We start from the raw sequence: 17,005 nt of genomic DNA, 5'->3' as shown, positions 1-17,005 counted from the left end.
GCGCCTCAGGCACGCAGCAGCCTGAAGCGGGAGACCCCCCGGGCAGGGTCGGCCTGCACCAGGCGCGCCCTGACGGTGCCGCCCACGGGCAGGCGCTCCCGGTCCTGCGCCACCACCGTGGACACGACGGCGGGGTCGGCCAGCACGAGCTCGCCCTGGGGGCCGCGCGCGGAGGTGATGACCCCCTCGAAGACCTGGCCGACGCTCCGGCTGAGCACCAGGGTCTCGATGGCGTCCAGCGCCCCGCGCTCCACCGCGTTGGCCCGCCTGCCGGTGGTGGCCATGGTGGCTGGCAGGGTGGGCAGGGCGGCCAGCACCCATTCGGGCACCGCCTGGCCCGCGCAGACGGCCAGGCAGATCTCCAGGCCGTAGCGGTCCACCAGACGGCGCAGGGGTGCGGTCACGTGGGCGTAGGGGGCGGCCACTGCGGCGTGCGCGGCCAGGTCTCCCTGGGGCAACGGCAGCCCCTCCGGCCCGAAGACCGTGTACCCGGCGCCCCGGAACAGCCCGGCCGCCTGGTCCATGAAGGCGGCCTGGGTGGGGACGCTGGAGCTGAGGGTACGCAGCAGCTGGGGGTAGCTCGTCTCCCGGGGCCAGCTGATGCGCAGCCCCCGGGCCACGTACCGCAGGCGCTGGATCGCGGGCTCGGGGGCGGGCGGCATGGTGCGCAGCACCCCGACCCCGGCCTGCAGCATCATCTGGGCGGCGCACACGCCCGTGAGCAGCGAGACCTGGGCGTTGTACTCCTCGGCGGGCCGGGTGGCCCGGAACACCAGGCGGTAGCCGCTGGGGGCGCCGGGGGCCTCGGGGACCTCCTCCACGTCCTGCTCGGGCAGGCGCAGGGAGATGCCGCCCCGGGCGGCCTCCTGGGCCTGGCGGGCCTGTCCGACGGCCTCCAGCAGGCGGGGCAGGTCGGCGGGTGCCGCCGGGGGCAGCGGGGCGACGCCGTCGATCGCGTCCTGCACCTGCTGGTAGTCCAGGCGGACCCGGGAGCGGACCAGGGCGCGTTCCACGTGGGCGGACAGGACGGCGCCGTCGGCGTCGAGGTCTATGGTCCACAGGCAGGCGGGGGTGTCCTGGTCGGGCAGCAGGGAGGCGGCGCCGTGGGACAGCACCTCCGGGTGCAGGGCGGTGGACCGGTCGGGGGTGTAGATGGTCTCGCCGCGGATGTGCAGCTCGGCGTCCAGGGCGCCGCCGGGGCTAACAAAGGTACCCAGGGAGGCGATGGCGTAGCTGACCCGGTAGGTGGTGCCGACGGGCAGCGGGCGGGCACCGGGGCGTGGGTCGGTGGCTGCCTGGGCCTTCGGGGCCGCCGGGGCGGGGGCGCCGTTGAAGCGCTCGATCAGGAGGGCCTGGTCCAGGTCCCGGGAGCCGGGTGGGTCGATGGTGACCAGCGGCAGGTCGCGGGCGTCACGGGCCCCGGCGTCCAGGAAGCGGGCGGCGCCGTCGGCCTGCCAGCTGCGCACGGCCTCCTGGGCCTCGGTCTGGGCGGCGGCCGAGAATCCCTGGGGCACCTCGTAGCGTTGGCGCAGGGCGTCCAGGGCGGCGGTGACTTCAGCGGGTGGGGCCGTGAAGCGGGGCATACGCAAACGGGTCATGGCCCGAAAATAGCGGAGGCGGGGGCCTGTGGGCGCTAGGCGCGGGCCTGAGGGCGCTGCCTGGGTACCACCTGGGCGTCGTTCCCGGGCAGGAGGGGGCGGCGGGCGCCAGGCAGGTGGCGGGAGGGGACTGGCGTGCCCTGAGCCGCCACGGGACGGGTTCACGTGTGCTGAGGCGGTGTCCTCGCCGTGTGCGTGCCCTGATCCGCTACAGGACCGGACTGGTGCCCTAGGCGCGTAGCAGGGGCAGGTAGGCGGACAGGTCGCAGCGCTCCCCCGAGGCCCTTAGGGCGGCTGAGTCCAGGGCCTCCTGCCAGGTCAGTCTCCCGGTGGCCAGGGCCAGCCAGGTGTCGGCGTCGGTCTCCACCACCGACGGCGGGGTGCCGCGCCGGTGGACCGTGCCTGCGACCACCTGGGTCACCCCGTAGGGCGGCACGCGCACCTCGACGGAGCGGCCCGGCGCGCAGGCCGCTAGCTCCTCCAGGGTGAAGCGCACCGCGGTGGCGGTGGTGCTCCGGCCCACGGCGGTGGATGCCTGTGGGCTGGCGACGGCGGGGCCGGTGGCGGCTTGGCGGCCTGCGTCCGGTGGGTTGACGGCGGCCCAGGAGCGCACGGCCTGGGCGCCCTGGGCGGGGTCGATACGACGTCGAGCAGGCATGGCCTGACCATAGCCTGCGGGCCCGCACCAGCCCCCGCCCCAAGTTCAGCTACGGGCGCGTCGGCGTGCCAGCAGCAGCGCTCCCACACCCAGCAGGCCCACGCAGGCCAGCCCCAGGCCCGCGGACACACCGGTGCGCGCGAGCTTGCCCGGCTGGCCGTTGGGCCCCTGGACCACGGGCCCGTTGGTGGGCACCGCCGTCGGCAGGGTCACCCCCGGCGGCTGGGGCTTGTTCCCAGGCTGCCCCCCGGCCTGCGGCTGGCCGCTACCGCCGGGGGCAGCGGAGCCGCCTGGCGTGGTGGAGCCGCTAGCAGGCTGGGCCTGAATCTGCGCGTAGAGGTCCAGCTCGGTGCGCTGCTGGCCCCGGTCCACCAGGTTGATCGCTACCTGGGCGCAGGTGGTGTCTACCGGCTTGCCGGTGCTGACGTCGGTCAGGGTGCAGGACTCGGTGGCCAGCCCCTCGGGCAGGGAGAAGGTGATGCTGGCGCGCCCGGTGTCGGGCAGGCCCGGGGTGAGGCTCAGGTCCACCGGTGCCTGCGCCACCTCCACAGCTGAGCCGTCAGCCTTCTTGGCAGTCAGCAGCACCTGCACCACCTGCCCAGGCTGAGCCTGCTCGCTGGCGGCGGTGAAGCTCAGACCGGCCAGGCGCAGGGTGGTGGTCCCGGCCTGGACGTCGGTGTCGATGTCCACCGCCATCTGGCGCTTGACCAGGCTGGCCTGGGCGGGCTCAACCGCCTTGAGGTACTTGGCGGTGACCGTGCGGTCCAGGATGCCGGTGTTGATCATGGTGGCGGTGCCCAGGGTGTTGAAGCTGTCGCCACCGGCCAGCAGGAAGGTGTTGGAGGCCACCACCACGGAGGCCTCGTCAGCAAGCGGAGCACCGTCCACGTACACCGCCTCGATCACCCGCGCGCGGGCGGCGTCGATGGCGCTGGCCAGCTCCGCAGCGGTCTTGGTCCCGCTGCTGATCTGCTGGTAGTACCCGTTTAGCTCCTCGGAGGCGTCCAGGTTGGCGTACACGCGCACGTTGCTGGACACGCCCAGGGTCAGCCCGGCGCGGGAGGTGGTGGGCTGCCACTGCTCGCGCAGGACCTGCTTGAGCTGGGCCCCGGTGATGGTGGCGTAGGCCATCTCGTTGCCAAAGGGCTGGACGGTGTAGGCCTCGCCCTCGGTGAGCTCACCCTTGAGGTAGTCGCCGCGCACGCCGCCGGGGTTCATGAGGCCGACGTGGTGCTTGCCCGCAGGCTTGATGTCCTGGGCCAGCCAGGCCTGGAAGGAGTCGGCGATCACGTTGGAGGCGGTGGACTCGGTGGAGCGGTTGGCGCCGCTGTCCGTGCCGTCGTTGGTGCCGCGCAGGAAGTCGGTGCCGAGCTGGGCCAGGACCTGGGCGCCTGCGGCCTCGGAGTCCTTGGCGGCCTTGCTCACCAGGGCCTCGACGCCGTAGGCGTCGGTGTTGCAGGTGGAGGTGGACAGGTCCAGGTTCTTGACCACCAGGGGGGTGACCTTCCTGGTGGCGGGGTCGTAGCTCAGGGAGACCTGCCCCAGCTTGAGGCCGTAGTGGTCGGGCTGGATCACGGCGATCTGGTTGCCGTCCTTGCCGGTGACGGTGGCCTCGTAGGGCACGTGGGTGTGCCCACCGACGACGGCGTCCACGGAGCCGTTGAACTGGGGGCCGATCACGTCGGCGTCCTCGTGGGCCAGGACCACGACGACGTCGGCCTCACCGTTGGCGGGGTTGCCGTCCTTGAGCTCGGTGGCGCGGGCGTTGGCGGCCTCCAGGGCCCCGGTTATACGCAGGCCCTTGAGGGCGGACCTGGACACGAGGCTGGGCAGCTCGTCGGTGACCACGCCGATGAACCCGACCTTGAGGCCCTTGACGTCCTTGACGAACACGCCCCGGTCGCCCTCTGCGTCCAGGCCGGCGTTGCCGGTGACGTTGGCGGACAGGATCGGGGCCTGGAGCTCCTTGACCAGGCGGCCGCCCAGGTCGTCGATCCCCTGGTCGAACTCGTGGTTCCCGGCGCTGGTGACGTCCAGGCCCATGGCGTTGAGGACGTCGATGGTGGGCTGGTCCTTGAGGATCGAGGAGATGTAGGCGGAGCCACCCACGTTGTCGCCGTTGGAGACCAGCAGAGTGTCCGGGTCGGCGGCGCGGGCCTTGGCGATCTCGCAGGCCATGGTGACGGCGCCGGGCTCCTTGACGGCACCGGTCTTGGAGTCGGTGACGCGGGCGATGTGCCCGTGCAGGTCGGTGATGCCCACCAGGTTGATGGTGGTGGAGCCGCCGGGGTCCGCCTGGGCGGGGGCGGCCGTGGTAGTGCCGAGCAGGGCCAGGGCAAAGGCTGCTGAGAGGCCCAGTGTCTTGGAGAACGAGGGCAGACGCATGGGAGTCCTTCATTGGGCGGCTGGGGAGAGTCTTTCAAGGATAAGGCCTTCACTCCGGTTCTGCCCGTATCTGGCAGCCTCCGGGCGGAGGGGTGCTGCGGGAGACGGCGCCGCCCGGCACCCCCTTGGGGGTGCCGGGCGGGCGTGGCGGGCGGCGTCGGCGGCGGGCCGCCGGTGCCGGTAGGGTCCCGACTCAGACGACGCCGTGGGCGAGCATCACGTCGGCCACCCGGGTGAAGCCTGCGGCGTTGGCACCCAGCACGTAGTCACCGGGCTTGCCGTACTCCTCGGCGGCGGCCACGCAGGAGTCGTGGATGCCCGCCATGATCCGGGTGAGCTTGTCCTCGGCCTTGCTGAAGTCCCAGTGGGTGCGGCTGGAGTTCTGCTCCATCTCCAGGGCGGAGGTGGCCACCCCTCCGGCGTTGGAGGCCTTGCCGGGGGCGTAGAGGATGCCTGCGGCCTGGAATGCCTCGATAGCCTCTGGGGTGGAGGGCATGTTGGCTCCCTCCGCGACCACGCCGCAGCCACCGCGCAGGAGGGTGGCGGCCTGGTCTCCGTTGAGCTCGTTCTGGGTGGCGCAGGGCAGGGCCACGTCCACGGGCACGTCCCACACCGAGCCGCCGGTCACCAGGCGGGCACCGGGACGGCGGGCGACGTAGTCGGCCACGCGGCCGCGCTCCACCTCCTTGACCTGCTTGAGCAGCTCCAGGTCCACCCCGGCCTCGTCCACGACGTAGCCGGAGGAGTCGGAGAAGGTGATGGGCTGGGCGCCCAGCTGCTGAGCCTTCTCAATGGCGTAGATCGCCACGTTGCCCGCCCCGGAGACGGCGACCCTCTTGCCCTCCAGAGAGTCTCCCTTGGTGGCGAGCATGGACTGGGCGAACAGCACGGTGCCGTAGCCGGTGGCCTCGGTGCGCACCAGGGAGCCGCCCCAGGCCAGGCCCTTGCCGGTGAGCACGCCCGCGTCGTAGGAGTTCTGCAGGCGCTTGTACTGCCCGAACAGGTAGCCGATCTCACGCCCGCCCACGCCGATGTCCCCGGCGGGCACGTCGGTGCTGGGGCCGATGTGGCGGAACAGCTCAGTCATGAAGGACTGGCAGAAGCGCATGACCTCGGCGTCGGAGCGGCCGTGCGGGTCGAAGTCGGAGCCGCCCTTGCCGCCGCCGATGCGCTGGTTGGTCAGGGCGTTCTTGAAGATCTGCTCAAAGCCCAGGAACTTGATGATCCCGGCGTTCACGCTGGGGTGGAAGCGCAGGCCGCCCTTGTAGGGGCCCAGGGCCGAGTTGAACTGGATGCGGAAGCCCCGTTGTACGTGCACCTGCCCGGCGTCGTCGGTCCAGGGCACCCGGAAGATCACCTGGCGCTCCGGCTCCACGATCCGCTCCAGGAGGGCGGCGTCCAGGTACTCGGGGTGCTTGGAGACTACGGGGTCGAGCGACTCCAGGACCTCACGAACCGCCTGGTGGAACTCGGCCTCACCGCGGTTGCGCTGGACAACCTGCTCATAGACCTTCTCGATACGCTCCTGCATGCTTGGACTCCTACTGCCTACCGGTGGGGGGTGTCAGGGCGACGGCGAAGCCGCAGCGGGCCACGCCGACCCTGGACGCTGCTGACAGTCTCCCACTGAGCCGGAAACTGAGAAGAAACATCTCGCTTGGCGGTCGAGTGTGGGAAGGCGGTACGGCCCAGGAGGGTGAGGCGCCGGGTAGCGCAACGCTGCCTCCGGTCCTCGACCGCCTCAGCAGCAAGTGCAGCTATTGCGCCACGCGTGGGCCAGCCCCTGTCCCTGGCCTGGGTCAAGTGTTCCTTAGCCGCGACCACCCGGGCCCGCTGAGCCTCGTCCACTCCGACGGCGCTGCCGTGCCACAGACCACTCACGGCCGGAGCGCGCCTGCTTCCAGACCGTGCAGCGCGCAAAGGCGCAGCCTCCCGGGGAGCCGAGGCGACAGACGGGCCCCGCTTCTGCCAGGCTGCCCCTATGACCCCGTCCGCTCCCCGTCCCCTCGGCCCCCTGGGCCGGTTCCTGGCCTGGCGCTCCCTGCTCTCCGTGCCGCTGGTACAGCGCCGGCTCCTGGACCCGCAGGCCCTGCTCACCGCCAGCGGCGCTGGCCGGGTCGGTGACCTGGGGGCTGGTAGCGACGTCGTGGAGCGCCCGGAGCTGGCCGAGCTGGCCCACGCCGACCCTGACTCCCTGCTGCGTCCCGACGTCCTGGGCTGGAAGCTGGGCAACGCCCTGGACCACGCCGTGGAGCAGCGCACCCGCCTGTGGCTGGCCCAGCTCCCCGCCGCCGACGTGCCCCACCTGGGCCAGGTGCTCGGTGAGGATCTGGTCCACGTGGTAGGTCCTGCGGACGCCGCCGACCAGGTGGTAGTCGGCATCCACCCTGCCGACCTGGTGGTCTCCCTCTCCGACCGGGGCGAGGCGGGCCCATCATTCCTGCGCCAGTGCCTGGAGGGCACCGACACCATGCGCTGCTCGCGGCGCACCCTGGCCGCCATGCGCCGGGCCCAGGTGGCCTTCATCGAACGCACCGTGGCCCGCCGGGCCATGGCCAACCCCGTGTTCCTGGCCTACGTGGCGGTCTTCGCGTACTCCTCGCTGCGGGCCCTGCCGGTGGCTTTCGTGCCCGGCTTCACCGGGCACGTCTGGGTGCTGTGGACCATAGACCTGCTCACCGCCATCCCCTACACCTGGGGGATCCTGGCCATGGTGGCGGGTCGCCGCCTGCGCACCCGCCTGCTGGGCCTGGTGACCACCGTGGTGTCCTTCATGGCGCCCTACGTCTACTTCTGGACCCAGGGCGAGGGCTACCCCAAGGGTGTGGTGGCTGCCGTCATCACCATGATCCTGGGGGCGGCGGCCCTGGAGGGGGTGCGCTGGCTGCGGGACTCGGTGGTCACCCAGGCCCTGCGTGCGCCCCGCTGAGGACCGGCTTACTCAAGGAGCGGTAGCCCCAGGGCAGCAGCCCGCGAGCACTCCCCGCCTGCTCACCGCCTGCGGCTCACGGCCTCTGGGTTCCGCCCGCGGCTCCGCCCCAGGCACCCAGTGCCCGCAGGCGCCAGCGGGCCTCAGCCCTCGGTGGCGCGGGCGACGTCGTCGGGACGGCCCTGCAGGGTGCGCAGCACCCCGATCACCAGGAACCAGCCCCCGCAGGCCGCCATCAGCGCCAGCGCCCCCAGCGGCTGCGCCGGGTAGACGGTGACCATCCAGATGGTGCCCGCCAGCCAGGCCAGCACCAGGCAGATCAGCAGGCTGCGGCGCTTGACCACACGCAGCGGGTGGGGGTAGTGCGTGGGCACCAGGGTCAGCACCGCCAGGACGACCGTCACCAGCACGTTCACCGTGGCAGAGGACTGGAGCACCCACATCATCACCGCCGCCACGTTCCAGGCGGCCGGGAAGCCCACGAAGTAGTTGTCAGCGGACTTCTCCCCCTCGTTGGCGTAGCAGAACAGGGAGGAGACCAGGGCCACCACCGCCAGCACCCCGGCCAGCGGCCTGGGCCCCAGCGGCAGGTGCAGGTACATGAAGGCCACGGGGATGAAGGTCCAGGTCAGGTAGTCGATGATGATGTCGGTCACCGAGCCGTCGAACCACGGCACCGCCTCCTTGATGCGCACCCGCCGGGCCAGGGTGCCGTCCACCCCGTCCACGATCAGGGCGACCGCCAGCCACAGCCACATCATCTTCAGGGAGCCGTGGAACAGGGCGAGCATCGCCAGGCTGGCCCAGACCAGCCCGGACATGGTGAAGAAGTGCACCGCCCAGCCCAGGGCGGCATGGCTGCGCGTCGGCTTGGAGGGCTGGGGGCCCTCCGGGTTCACCGGGGCCTGCGGGGAGTCGACAGCCAGCTGGCTGGTGGGGGCGGTGGTCACGATAGGCCTTCTTTAGGGGCAAGGGGCAGTCGGCATCCTATGGCAGGTGCGCCCCTGCGTTCTCCTGCACAAGTCCCAGACACACGCCACAGTTCTTGCGTATATCCACCCATGCAGCAGACGACGGCGCGGCGCCCAGGGCCTTTCGCAGCCACTGGGCGCCGCGCCGTCGTCGGGGCTCAGGCCCCGGTGGGGTGCTCGTGCCAGACGGTGATGGACCAGGGCTCGACCGTGGCCCCGCCGCCTACGACCTCGCCCTGGCCGACCGGCCAGAAGCTGCCTGCGGCCTCCGCCTGGGCGGAGGTGTCCACCAGGCGCCGCCACTGGCGGCCGGCGTGCGGCTCCGGCACCTGGAAGCCGATCTGCTGACCGGTCATGTTGACCATCATCCAGAAGGACTCCCCGGGGGCGTCGATGTGCGCCGCCAGCGCCCGGTCGCCCTCCGTCGGGAAGCCGTCCCGGCCGGGGGTGTGGAACAGGTAGGAGACGTCGTGGTTGGCGGCCACCATGTCGCCCCAGGCGGCCTGGTGCAGGGCCTGGTGCTCGTTGCGCAGGTGCATCAGGAAGCTGGCGAAGCGCAGCAGGGGGTTGACCTGGGGGTCCGGGGAGGGGAACTCCCCCAGGTTGTCGTGGTAGCTGGCCTCCAGGCCCGGGGCCACGGCCACCCGCTGGGGGGCGTTGGTGGCGGCCATGTCGTAGTTGTTGCGCATGGCCACGGTGTCCAGGGCCCAGGGGTTGTTGTTGCCGTTCTGGGTGCGGCCCAGCTCGTCACCGGCCACCACCATGGGCACGCCGCGCGAGAACATGAGGATGGTCCACAGGTTGCGCAGGCGGGTGCGGCGCAGGGACTGGTCGCCGCCGGAGTCCCAGGACAGGTTGTTGTCGCTGCCGCCGTCGGAGGGGCCGAAGGGGTGGGGCTGGTCGTTGTGCTTGTGCTGGTAGCTGACCAGGTCGGCCAGGTTGAAGCCGTCGTGGGCGTCCACGAAGTTCACGGACTTCTGGGGGCCGCCGTTGTCGGCGAAGTGGTGGTAGTCGCCGTTGAGCATGTCCAGGAAGTCGATGGTGTTGCCGTCGCCCTTGGTGAAGCGGCGCACGGCGTCCCGGTAGCGGCCGTTCCACTCGCCCCAGCCGCGCGGGAAGTTGCCGACCTCGTAGCCCCACAGGTCCCAGGCCTCAGCGACCACCTCGATGTCCTCGGCCTCGGCCAGGGCGGCGATATCGGTGAGCAGGGGGTGGTCGGAGAAGAAGCGGCGCTGGGCGTTCCAGTCCTCCGGGTGAGCCTCGGCGGGCTGGCGGCCCAGCACGGTGGCCAGGTCGAAGCGGAAGCCGTCCACCCCCATGTCCCGGCACCAGTAGGTCAGGGAGTCCAGCACCAGCTGGCGGGCCACGGGCGAGGAGTAGCTCAGCTGGTTGGAGGTGCCGGTGGCGCCGTCCACCATGATCTTGGAGGCGGTCATCTGGTAGTACTCGGCGGTGGCGAAGCCGCCCAGGCTGGTGAATCCGGTGGTGTTGACGTCCCCGCCCCAGTTGCCGCCCTCGGCGGTGTGGTTGTAGACGACGTCCAGGTAGACCTCCAGGCCGGCCTCGTGGAAGGTCGAGACCATCTCCTTGAACTCGCGGGTGGGACCGCCCCAGGACTTGTCGGAGGAGTACTGGCGGTTGGGGGCGAAGAACGACAGCGTCATGTAGCCCCAGGAGTTGGTCTTGCCGGGCTGGCAGGACTCGGAGCTGTTGGTCTCGTGGACGGGCAGCAGCTCCACCGTGGTCACGCCGATCGCCTTGAGGTAGGGGGCCAGCAGGGCGGCCCCCTTGTAGGTGCCCTGGTACTCGGCGGGGATGTTGACCAGGTCCTCGAAGCCGGACTGCCCGGAGAGCAGGTCCGCCAGGCGGGCGGCGGAGGGGTGCCCGGTGAGCTGCTTGACGGAGGCCTCGTAGATCACGGCCCGCTCGGCGGGCAGGGCGGGCTTGGGGGACACAGGCGTGTGGTCGTCGATGACGACGCTCTTGGGCGCGTAGGGGGCGGTGTCGATCTGGCGACGCGGGACGCCGTCCACCAGGTCCCCGCCGGTGCCGAGCACGCCGTCGTTGACGCCCAGCCCAGCCAGGGCGTCGGTGTAGACGTTGTGGGTGACCTCGCGGCCGTAGGGGTCAAAGAGGACCTTGTTGGGGTTGAAGCGGTTGCCCTGCTCGTCCAGGTCGGCGTGGAAGCCGACGGCGGAGCCGGGGGTCCAGCCCTCCTCGTAGGGCCAGTTGGGGCCCCAGGCGCGGTAGCCGAAGAGGGTGCCGGCGGTGGCTCCGGCGATGCGGGCGCGCCACACGCCGTCCTCGCCCCGGGCGGGCAGGAAGGTGGCGGTGGCGCTGGCTCCCAGGGACTCGGGGTAGATCTCCAGCTGGAGGCGGGTGGCGGCGGGGGCGTAGACGGCGAAGGTGGTGCCTGCAGGGTCAGGGTGGGCCCCCAGGGGCCAGCGGGCCTGCCCCCAGGTGGACTCGTCAGCTGCGGTTACTGTGGTCATGCCGCTCATCATGACATCAGGCCGCCAGCGACACCCGCGGAAAGCCCCGCCCCTACGCCCCTGGCGATTTCGCGAGACCGGGACATCGGTACCGCGAGACCGGGACATATGGCTCACGAGACCGGTAAGGTGGCCCTAAGTTCCTGTGGGTAACTGTCCCAGGACCCTCACGGCGGCAGCCAGCCCCACGCCTCACCGCCCAGTGTTCGACGCCGACGCCGCCCGCCCCAGCCCCACCACCAGCGCACCACCGCACCACGCACCTAGCAGCCCCACGGAGACCTGCCCCACAGCCCCCACCCCACCATGAACCCACTACCGCTCGGACGCCACCGGCTGCGGCCCCCGCAACCAGTCCCACCGAGCCGCAGCGCCACCGGCCTCCTCCGGGGAGAATTGCTTCATGCACCACATCATCTGGGACATGGGCGGCACCCTGATCGACACCTACCCGGAGGTGGACCGCGCCCTGTGCCAGGCGGCCTTCGGCGACACCTCCCCCGCCCACCTGCGCGAGGTCACCGCCCTGACCCGCCGCTCGATCGCTGAGGCCACCACCACCTTGGCCGCCCGCCACCACCTGCCCGAGCAGCGGCTCACGGAGGCCTATGAGACCCTCAAGCGCCGCTGGCGCCACCACCCCGCCCCGGTCATGGAGGGCGCCCGTGAGGTCATGGCCCGCGTCAGCGAACACGGCGGCCTGAACCTGGTGGCCACGCACCGGGACCGCACCAGCGCCACGCACCTCCTGGAGGCCCTAGGCCTGCAGGTCGACGACCTGGTGTGCGCCCCCGACGGCCTGGCCCGCAAACCCAGCCCCGCCATGAACCTGCTGCTGCTTGAGCGCCACCAGCTGCTGCCCGAGGAGGTCCTGTGCGTGGGCGACCGGCTGATCGACGTCGCCGCCGCCCGCGCCGCCAGCCTGGCCGCCGCCCTGCTGGTGCGGCCTGGCACCAGCATCACGCTTCCCGAAGACGCCCCGGGCGCGCTGGTGGTCGCGAGCCTGACCGACCTGCTACCCCTGTTCGCCTGAGTTCATGAGGCCGCACCGGCGGCCTGGTGGTAGCCGGGCCGACCGCCTTAAGCACCTGGGTAAAAGGAACCGGCCGGCGCCGTCTTGGCGGCACCGGCCGGATCAGGGGGTTACATGGCCCTCAGCGAAGGTTGGGGTCCTTGGACACCAGGATCATGATGAGCTCGACGAAGGCCCAGATGCCGTTGGCGATCAGCAGCAAGTAGCCGAACAGCACCCCCGCACCCACTCCGGCGGCCGCCTCCTCAGAGATCTGGGCAGTGGTGCTGTCCACGGAGGACAGGCCCGAGATCACGGCGATCATGATGACCAGGATGCCTAACGCGGCCAGGACGATGTGCCCGATGCCCCGGCCCTTCTGGCCCAGGTAGAAGTTGTGCACCCCGAAGCCCCCCAGGAAGAAGGCGAGCAGGGCGGCGGTGCCCTTGGACTTGGGGGCCACCCCAGCGGCGTAGGGGCTGGCTGCGTAGCCGGCCTGCTGGTAGGGGGCGGGCTGCTGGCTGGGCTGTCCGTAGGGGTCGTAGCTCATGGGTCTGTCTCCTATATAGGTGCTTAGGGGGTGAGGGGATGCTGGCCGGGGCTCGAGCACGCGAGCCCCTATGAGCAGGACTATCCTCCAGTGAGTATAGAGACAACACAAAGGGAACTGGTCCCCATACGTGCTCCGACCCCAAGTTCTGCGGGTCCTGCGGGCCGAAACAGCGACACGAGCCTCCCAAAGTGCCCCATGTCACAGCTTTTCAGGGCAGGATCGTTGTATGAGAACCATCGACGTCGCCCCGCTGCCCCTTTCGGACCTGGAGAGCCACCTGGATGAGGTGGCCGTCCGGCGCCTGCGTGGAGGCGTGTCCGCCGCGCACGGCCTCCTGGACGGACGCACGATCTGGGTGGTGACTCCGACCGCCGCGGCCAGCTCGGGCGTGGCGGAGACCGTGGCCCCGCTGGTGGGCCTGACTCGCGGCCTGGGCCTGGACGCCCGGTGGCTGACGCTGGACGCCCCGGCGGAGTTCCGGGACATCGCCGAGCGCCTGCACGCCCATGTCCACGGGCAGCAGGGTGACGGCGGCAAGCTGGGGGACAAGCAGCGTGACATCTACGAGCACGTGCTGGCCTCCAACGCGGAGAACGTCATGGATGACGTGCGTGAGGGCGACGTCGTGATCCTGGAGGACCCGCCCACGGCGGGCCTGGCCAAGGCCTTCAAGCAGGCGGGGGCCACGGTCGTGTGGCGCTGCCACCTGGGCACGGACTCTCCCACTGAGGTGGCCCACCTCGCCTGCGCCTTCCTGGACCGCTACCTGGAGGACGTGGACCTGGTGGTGGTATCGCGCCCCTCCTACCTGCCGGCTTTCGTGGACCCTGAGCAGGCGGCTTTCATCGCCCCGTCGATCAACCCGGAGAGTCCCAAGAACCGGGTGCTGGACCTGGACGAGTCGTGGACCGTGGTGCGCCTGGCGGGGCTGTTCGCGGGCAGGCCTCCTTTTGAGGCGGTGCCGCTGCTACGGGAGGACGGGCGCACGGACGCCTTCCGCAGCCTGGAGGAGAGCGAGCTGGTGATTGTCGGCGGGAAGGTCCCGGAGGGGGCGCGCACGATCACACAGGTCCAGCGTTGGGACCGGCTCAAGGGCGGGCTGGAGCTGGTGGAGGCCTTCGCGGCGCAGGTGGAGCGCTTTCCTGCCAACGCCCACCTGCTGCTGGTGGGGCCGGCCCCCGACCCGGAGAAGGAGCCTGCGGCCCAGGCGGCGCTCTCCGAGATCGTGGAGCGGGTCTCCACGCTGCCTCCGCACGCGGCTTCCCGGATCCACGTGTTCGGTATCCCGGTGCGGGACCGGGAGGTGAATGCCACGGTGGTTAACGCGATCCAGCGCGTCAGTGACGTGGTGACGCAGCGTTCCCTGGTGGAGGCTTTCGGGCTTACGGTGGCTGAGGCCATGTGGAAGAAGCTGCCGGTGGTGGCCTCGGCGGTCGGTGGCATCCAGGACCAGATCGAGGACGGAGTCACGGGGGTGCTGGTAAGTCCTGACGACGTCGACGAGTGGGGCCAGGCCGTGGCTGACGTGCTGGGACTGCCGGAGCGGGCCCGCGAGCTGGGGCTGGCGGCGCACGAGGCGGTGCGCCGCGACTTCCTGCCGGACCGGCACCTGCTGGCGCTGCTGGAGGCGCTCAGCGGCCTGCTTGAGTAGCTGCTTCTGACTGGCGACGCGACCAGCAGTCGTCGATACCGTCATGAGACCGTTTCGTAGCCCTGTGGGTTGCGGAGCGGTCTCTTTCTTGGCCCAGGTACGGCTGGGGCTGCGTGCAGCCTGTGACACTAGTTATCCACAGACCGTATCCACAGCCTTGTGCACAGGTGTGGAGACTTACGCGATGACGCCACTCAGGCTGTGGGAACAGCCCGCAGAGCCCGCTCACAGGCTTGATCGATGCCACCATCCCTCGTCACGAGGCTGCGGCCGCGCATTAACACATCCCTCGTGAATCATGGAAATTTGCTGAAATCCCAACCTAAAGCATCCGCTTGCCTGGATGGCGGCCAGACGGTTGCGCCCGAAAACCAGGTCCGCGGCAGTCCCGGCCCCCGGGGGTACGGGCCCCCTCAGCCTGTATCACTTCGGACTCGATCCGGCCATATTTACATGGCGGTCAATAGAGTTCTCCACAAGCGAGACCACAGCGAGCTACCCCCGCAAACGGCCCTGTGGATACCAGCAGCGGACCACCATGCCCCTGAGGGTCGGTCAGGCCGCCGCAGGCTGGGGCAGGCGGAGCCAGGCCGCCGTAAGCCGGACTGGTGCAGACAGCCAGCAGCGTGTACAGCACGGGGGTAGAGACCGCAGGCCGTCCGTGCCACTGCGCGGCCCCGCACGCCGAGCCGGTCTCCAGCCTCCAAGTGGCGTAGCTGCTGCAAGGCCCGGCTCAGTCGGGGCGCTGCACAGCCTGCGCCGCACCAGCAGCCGCTGCCGCCCCCGGACGCGGACCGCCCTCAAGACACAGGCAGCCCCCGGCCGGACGAACCGGCCGGGGGCCACCCGCTGCTAAGGCTCAGGCCTTGGCGGCGGCGATGCGCTCGCGGAACTTGGCCAGCTGCTCGGTGATCTGCTTGGGCAGCTTGTCACCGAACTTGGTGAAGTACTCCTCGGTGTCGTCCATCTCCGCGGCCCAGGCCTCGGGGTCGATCTCGAAGAGCTTGGCCCAGGTGGCCTCGTCGACGTCCAGGCCCTCCAGGTTGAAGTCCTCGAGCTTGGGGTAGCGGCCGGTCACACCGTCGATGGCCTCGACCTGGCCAGCGGTACGGCGCACGATCCAGTCCAGCACACGGGAGTTCTCGCCGTAGCCGGGCCACATGAACTTGCCGTTCTCGTCCTTGCGGAACCAGTTGACCTGGAAGACCTTGGGGAACTTGTCGCCCAGCTTCTCCTGCATCTCCAGCCAGTGGCCCCAGTAGTCGGCCATGTGGTAGCCGCAGAAGGGCAGCATGGCGAAGGGGTCGTGGCGCAGGGAGCCAGCCTTGACGTCGGTGGCGGCGGCAGTGACCTCGGAGGCCACGGAGGCGCCGATGAACACACCGTGGGCGGCCTCGTACTGCTCGGCGACCAGCGGCACGTTGGAGGCGCGGCGGCCACCGAAGAGGATGGCGTCGATGGCCACACCCTCAGGAGCCTCCCAGTCGGGGCAGATGATCGGGCACTGCGAGGCGGGGGTGGTGAAGCGCGAGTTGGGGTGCGCGGCCTTCTTGCCAGCCTCGGCGTCGGCGGGGGTGTAGTCGTTGCCCTGCCAGTCGATCAGGTGCTCGGGCAGCGGGGCGTCGATACCCTCCCACCACACGTCACCGTCGTCGGTCAGGGCGACGTTGGTGAAGATGGTGTTGGCCTTCATGGTGTCCATGGCCATGGGGTTGGTGTCGTAGGAGGTGCCGGGGGCAACGCCGAAGAAACCAGCCTCGGGGTTGATGGCGCGCAGGGTGCCGTCGGGGCCGGGGCGCATCCAGGCGATGTCGTCACCGATGGTCTCGACCTTGTAGCCGGGGATGGTCGGCTGGAGCATGGCCAGGTTGGTCTTGCCGCAGGCCGAGGGGAAGGCAGCGGTGACGTGGTACTGCTTGCCGGACTTCTCGTCGGTCAGGCGCAGGATGAGCATGTGCTCAGCCATCCAGCCGTCACGCTTGGCCATGGTGGAGGCGATGCGCAGGGCGAAGCACTTCTTGCCCAGCAGCGCGTTGCCGCCGTAGCCGGAGCCGTAGGACCAGATCTCGTTGGTCTCGGGGAAGTGCGTGATGTACTTCTCCTCGTTGCAGGGCCAGGTGGTGTCCTTCTGGCCGGGGGCCAGCGGCGCGCCCACGGAGTGGACGGCAGGCACCCACGGCTTGCCCTCGTTGATCAGGTCCATGGCCGCGGAGCCCATGCGGGACATGATGCGCATGTTGACCACGACGTAGGGGGAGTCGGTGATCTCGATGCCCAGCTGGGAGATCGGGCCGCCCAGGGGACCCATGGAGAAGGGGATCACGTACATGGTCCGCCCGGCGTAGGCGCCGTCGAACTTCTCGTTGAGGATCTTCTTCATCTCGGCCGGGTCGTACCAGTGGTTGGTCGGTCCGGCGTCCTCCTCCTTCTCGGAGCAGATGAAGGTGCGGGACTCCACGCGGGCGACGTCGCTGGGCAGCGAGCGGGCGAGGAAGGAGTTGGGGCGCTTCTCGGGGTTGAGGCGGGTGAACATGCCCGACTCGACCATCTCGGAGGTCAGGCGGTCCCACTCAGCCTCGGAGCCGTCGCAGAAGTAGACGTTCTCGGGCTTGCCGAGCTCCGCGATGCGGGTGGCGAAGGCGATGACGTCCTCAGGAGCGTTGGCCGGCGCGGCAGCGCGGACGTCCTTCTCGGTCACGGTCATGTGAGTCCCTTTCTTGGGTCTTCGGTGACGAATCTTGTTCGGTCGCCCTATA

Annotated in this window: 11 protein-coding genes; 3 read left to right on the top strand and 8 right to left on the bottom strand. The window is 70.5% G+C overall.

The window, feature by feature from the left end; all coding sequences use genetic code 11:
• Positions 1-5: 5 nt before the first annotated feature.
• The 4 genes from JG540_RS01500 to gdhA all read right to left on the bottom strand — a co-directional run bounded on the left by JG540_RS01500 (position 6) and on the right by gdhA (position 6,172).
• A complete protein-coding gene (locus JG540_RS01500; RefSeq protein ID WP_200276322.1) occupies positions 6-1,598 on the bottom strand; it encodes an RNB domain-containing ribonuclease in 1,593 nt (530 codons plus the stop codon).
• A 229-nt stretch (positions 1,599-1,827) separates the two neighbouring features.
• Positions 1,828-2,256: a sterol carrier family protein gene (locus tag JG540_RS01495; RefSeq protein ID WP_200276321.1), complete on the bottom strand. Its 429-nt coding sequence runs from the start codon at positions 2,254-2,256 to the stop codon at positions 1,828-1,830.
• A 45-nt stretch (positions 2,257-2,301) separates the two neighbouring features.
• Positions 2,302-4,641, bottom strand: a complete 2,340-nt coding sequence (locus JG540_RS01490; protein ID WP_200276320.1) for a bifunctional metallophosphatase/5'-nucleotidase — start codon at positions 4,639-4,641, stop codon at positions 2,302-2,304.
• A 193-nt stretch (positions 4,642-4,834) separates the two neighbouring features.
• Positions 4,835-6,172, bottom strand: a complete 1,338-nt coding sequence (gene gdhA / locus JG540_RS01485) for an NADP-specific glutamate dehydrogenase (protein WP_200276319.1) — start codon at positions 6,170-6,172, stop codon at positions 4,835-4,837.
• A gap of 450 nt (positions 6,173-6,622) precedes the next feature.
• Here gdhA and JG540_RS01480 point away from each other — a divergent pair, with 450 nt between their 5' ends.
• The gene (locus tag JG540_RS01480; RefSeq protein WP_200276318.1) at positions 6,623-7,570 is read left to right on the top strand and encodes a hypothetical protein; all 948 of its coding nucleotides are present in this window, start codon (positions 6,623-6,625) and stop codon (positions 7,568-7,570) included.
• A 143-nt stretch (positions 7,571-7,713) separates the two neighbouring features.
• Here JG540_RS01480 and JG540_RS01475 read toward each other — a convergent pair whose 3' ends face one another.
• Positions 7,714-8,469 (bottom strand): CDP-alcohol phosphatidyltransferase family protein, encoded by a 756-nt coding sequence (locus tag JG540_RS01475; protein WP_200277956.1) that lies wholly within the window; start codon positions 8,467-8,469, stop codon positions 7,714-7,716.
• 230 nt (positions 8,470-8,699) lie between these two features.
• Positions 8,700-11,033: a glycogen debranching protein gene (locus JG540_RS01470; protein ID WP_200276317.1), complete on the bottom strand. Its 2,334-nt coding sequence runs from the start codon at positions 11,031-11,033 to the stop codon at positions 8,700-8,702.
• A 403-nt stretch (positions 11,034-11,436) separates the two neighbouring features.
• Here JG540_RS01470 and JG540_RS01465 point away from each other — a divergent pair, with 403 nt between their 5' ends.
• A complete protein-coding gene (locus tag JG540_RS01465) occupies positions 11,437-12,066 on the top strand; it encodes an HAD-IA family hydrolase (RefSeq protein ID WP_200276316.1) in 630 nt (209 codons plus the stop codon).
• Between the two features lie 121 nt (positions 12,067-12,187).
• On the opposite strand, the gene JG540_RS01460 is transcribed toward JG540_RS01465, so the two are convergent.
• On the bottom strand, positions 12,188-12,595 hold the full coding sequence (locus tag JG540_RS01460; protein WP_200276314.1) for a TM2 domain-containing protein: 408 nt from the start codon (positions 12,593-12,595) through the stop codon (positions 12,188-12,190).
• Positions 12,596-12,824: 229 nt separating this feature from the next.
• Between JG540_RS01460 and JG540_RS01455 the strand changes: the two genes are divergently transcribed.
• The gene (locus JG540_RS01455; protein WP_200276313.1) at positions 12,825-14,249 is read left to right on the top strand and encodes a glycosyltransferase; all 1,425 of its coding nucleotides are present in this window, start codon (positions 12,825-12,827) and stop codon (positions 14,247-14,249) included.
• A gap of 859 nt (positions 14,250-15,108) precedes the next feature.
• Here JG540_RS01455 and JG540_RS01450 read toward each other — a convergent pair.
• A complete protein-coding gene (locus JG540_RS01450) occupies positions 15,109-16,953 on the bottom strand; it encodes a phosphoenolpyruvate carboxykinase (GTP) (RefSeq protein ID WP_200276311.1) in 1,845 nt (614 codons plus the stop codon).
• Positions 16,954-17,005 lie beyond the last annotated feature (52 nt).

This window comes from Actinomyces weissii (genome assembly GCF_016598775.1).
GTDB lineage: Bacteria > Actinomycetota > Actinomycetes > Actinomycetales > Actinomycetaceae > Actinomyces > Actinomyces weissii.
This window is presented reverse-complemented; position numbering and strand designations above follow the sequence as displayed.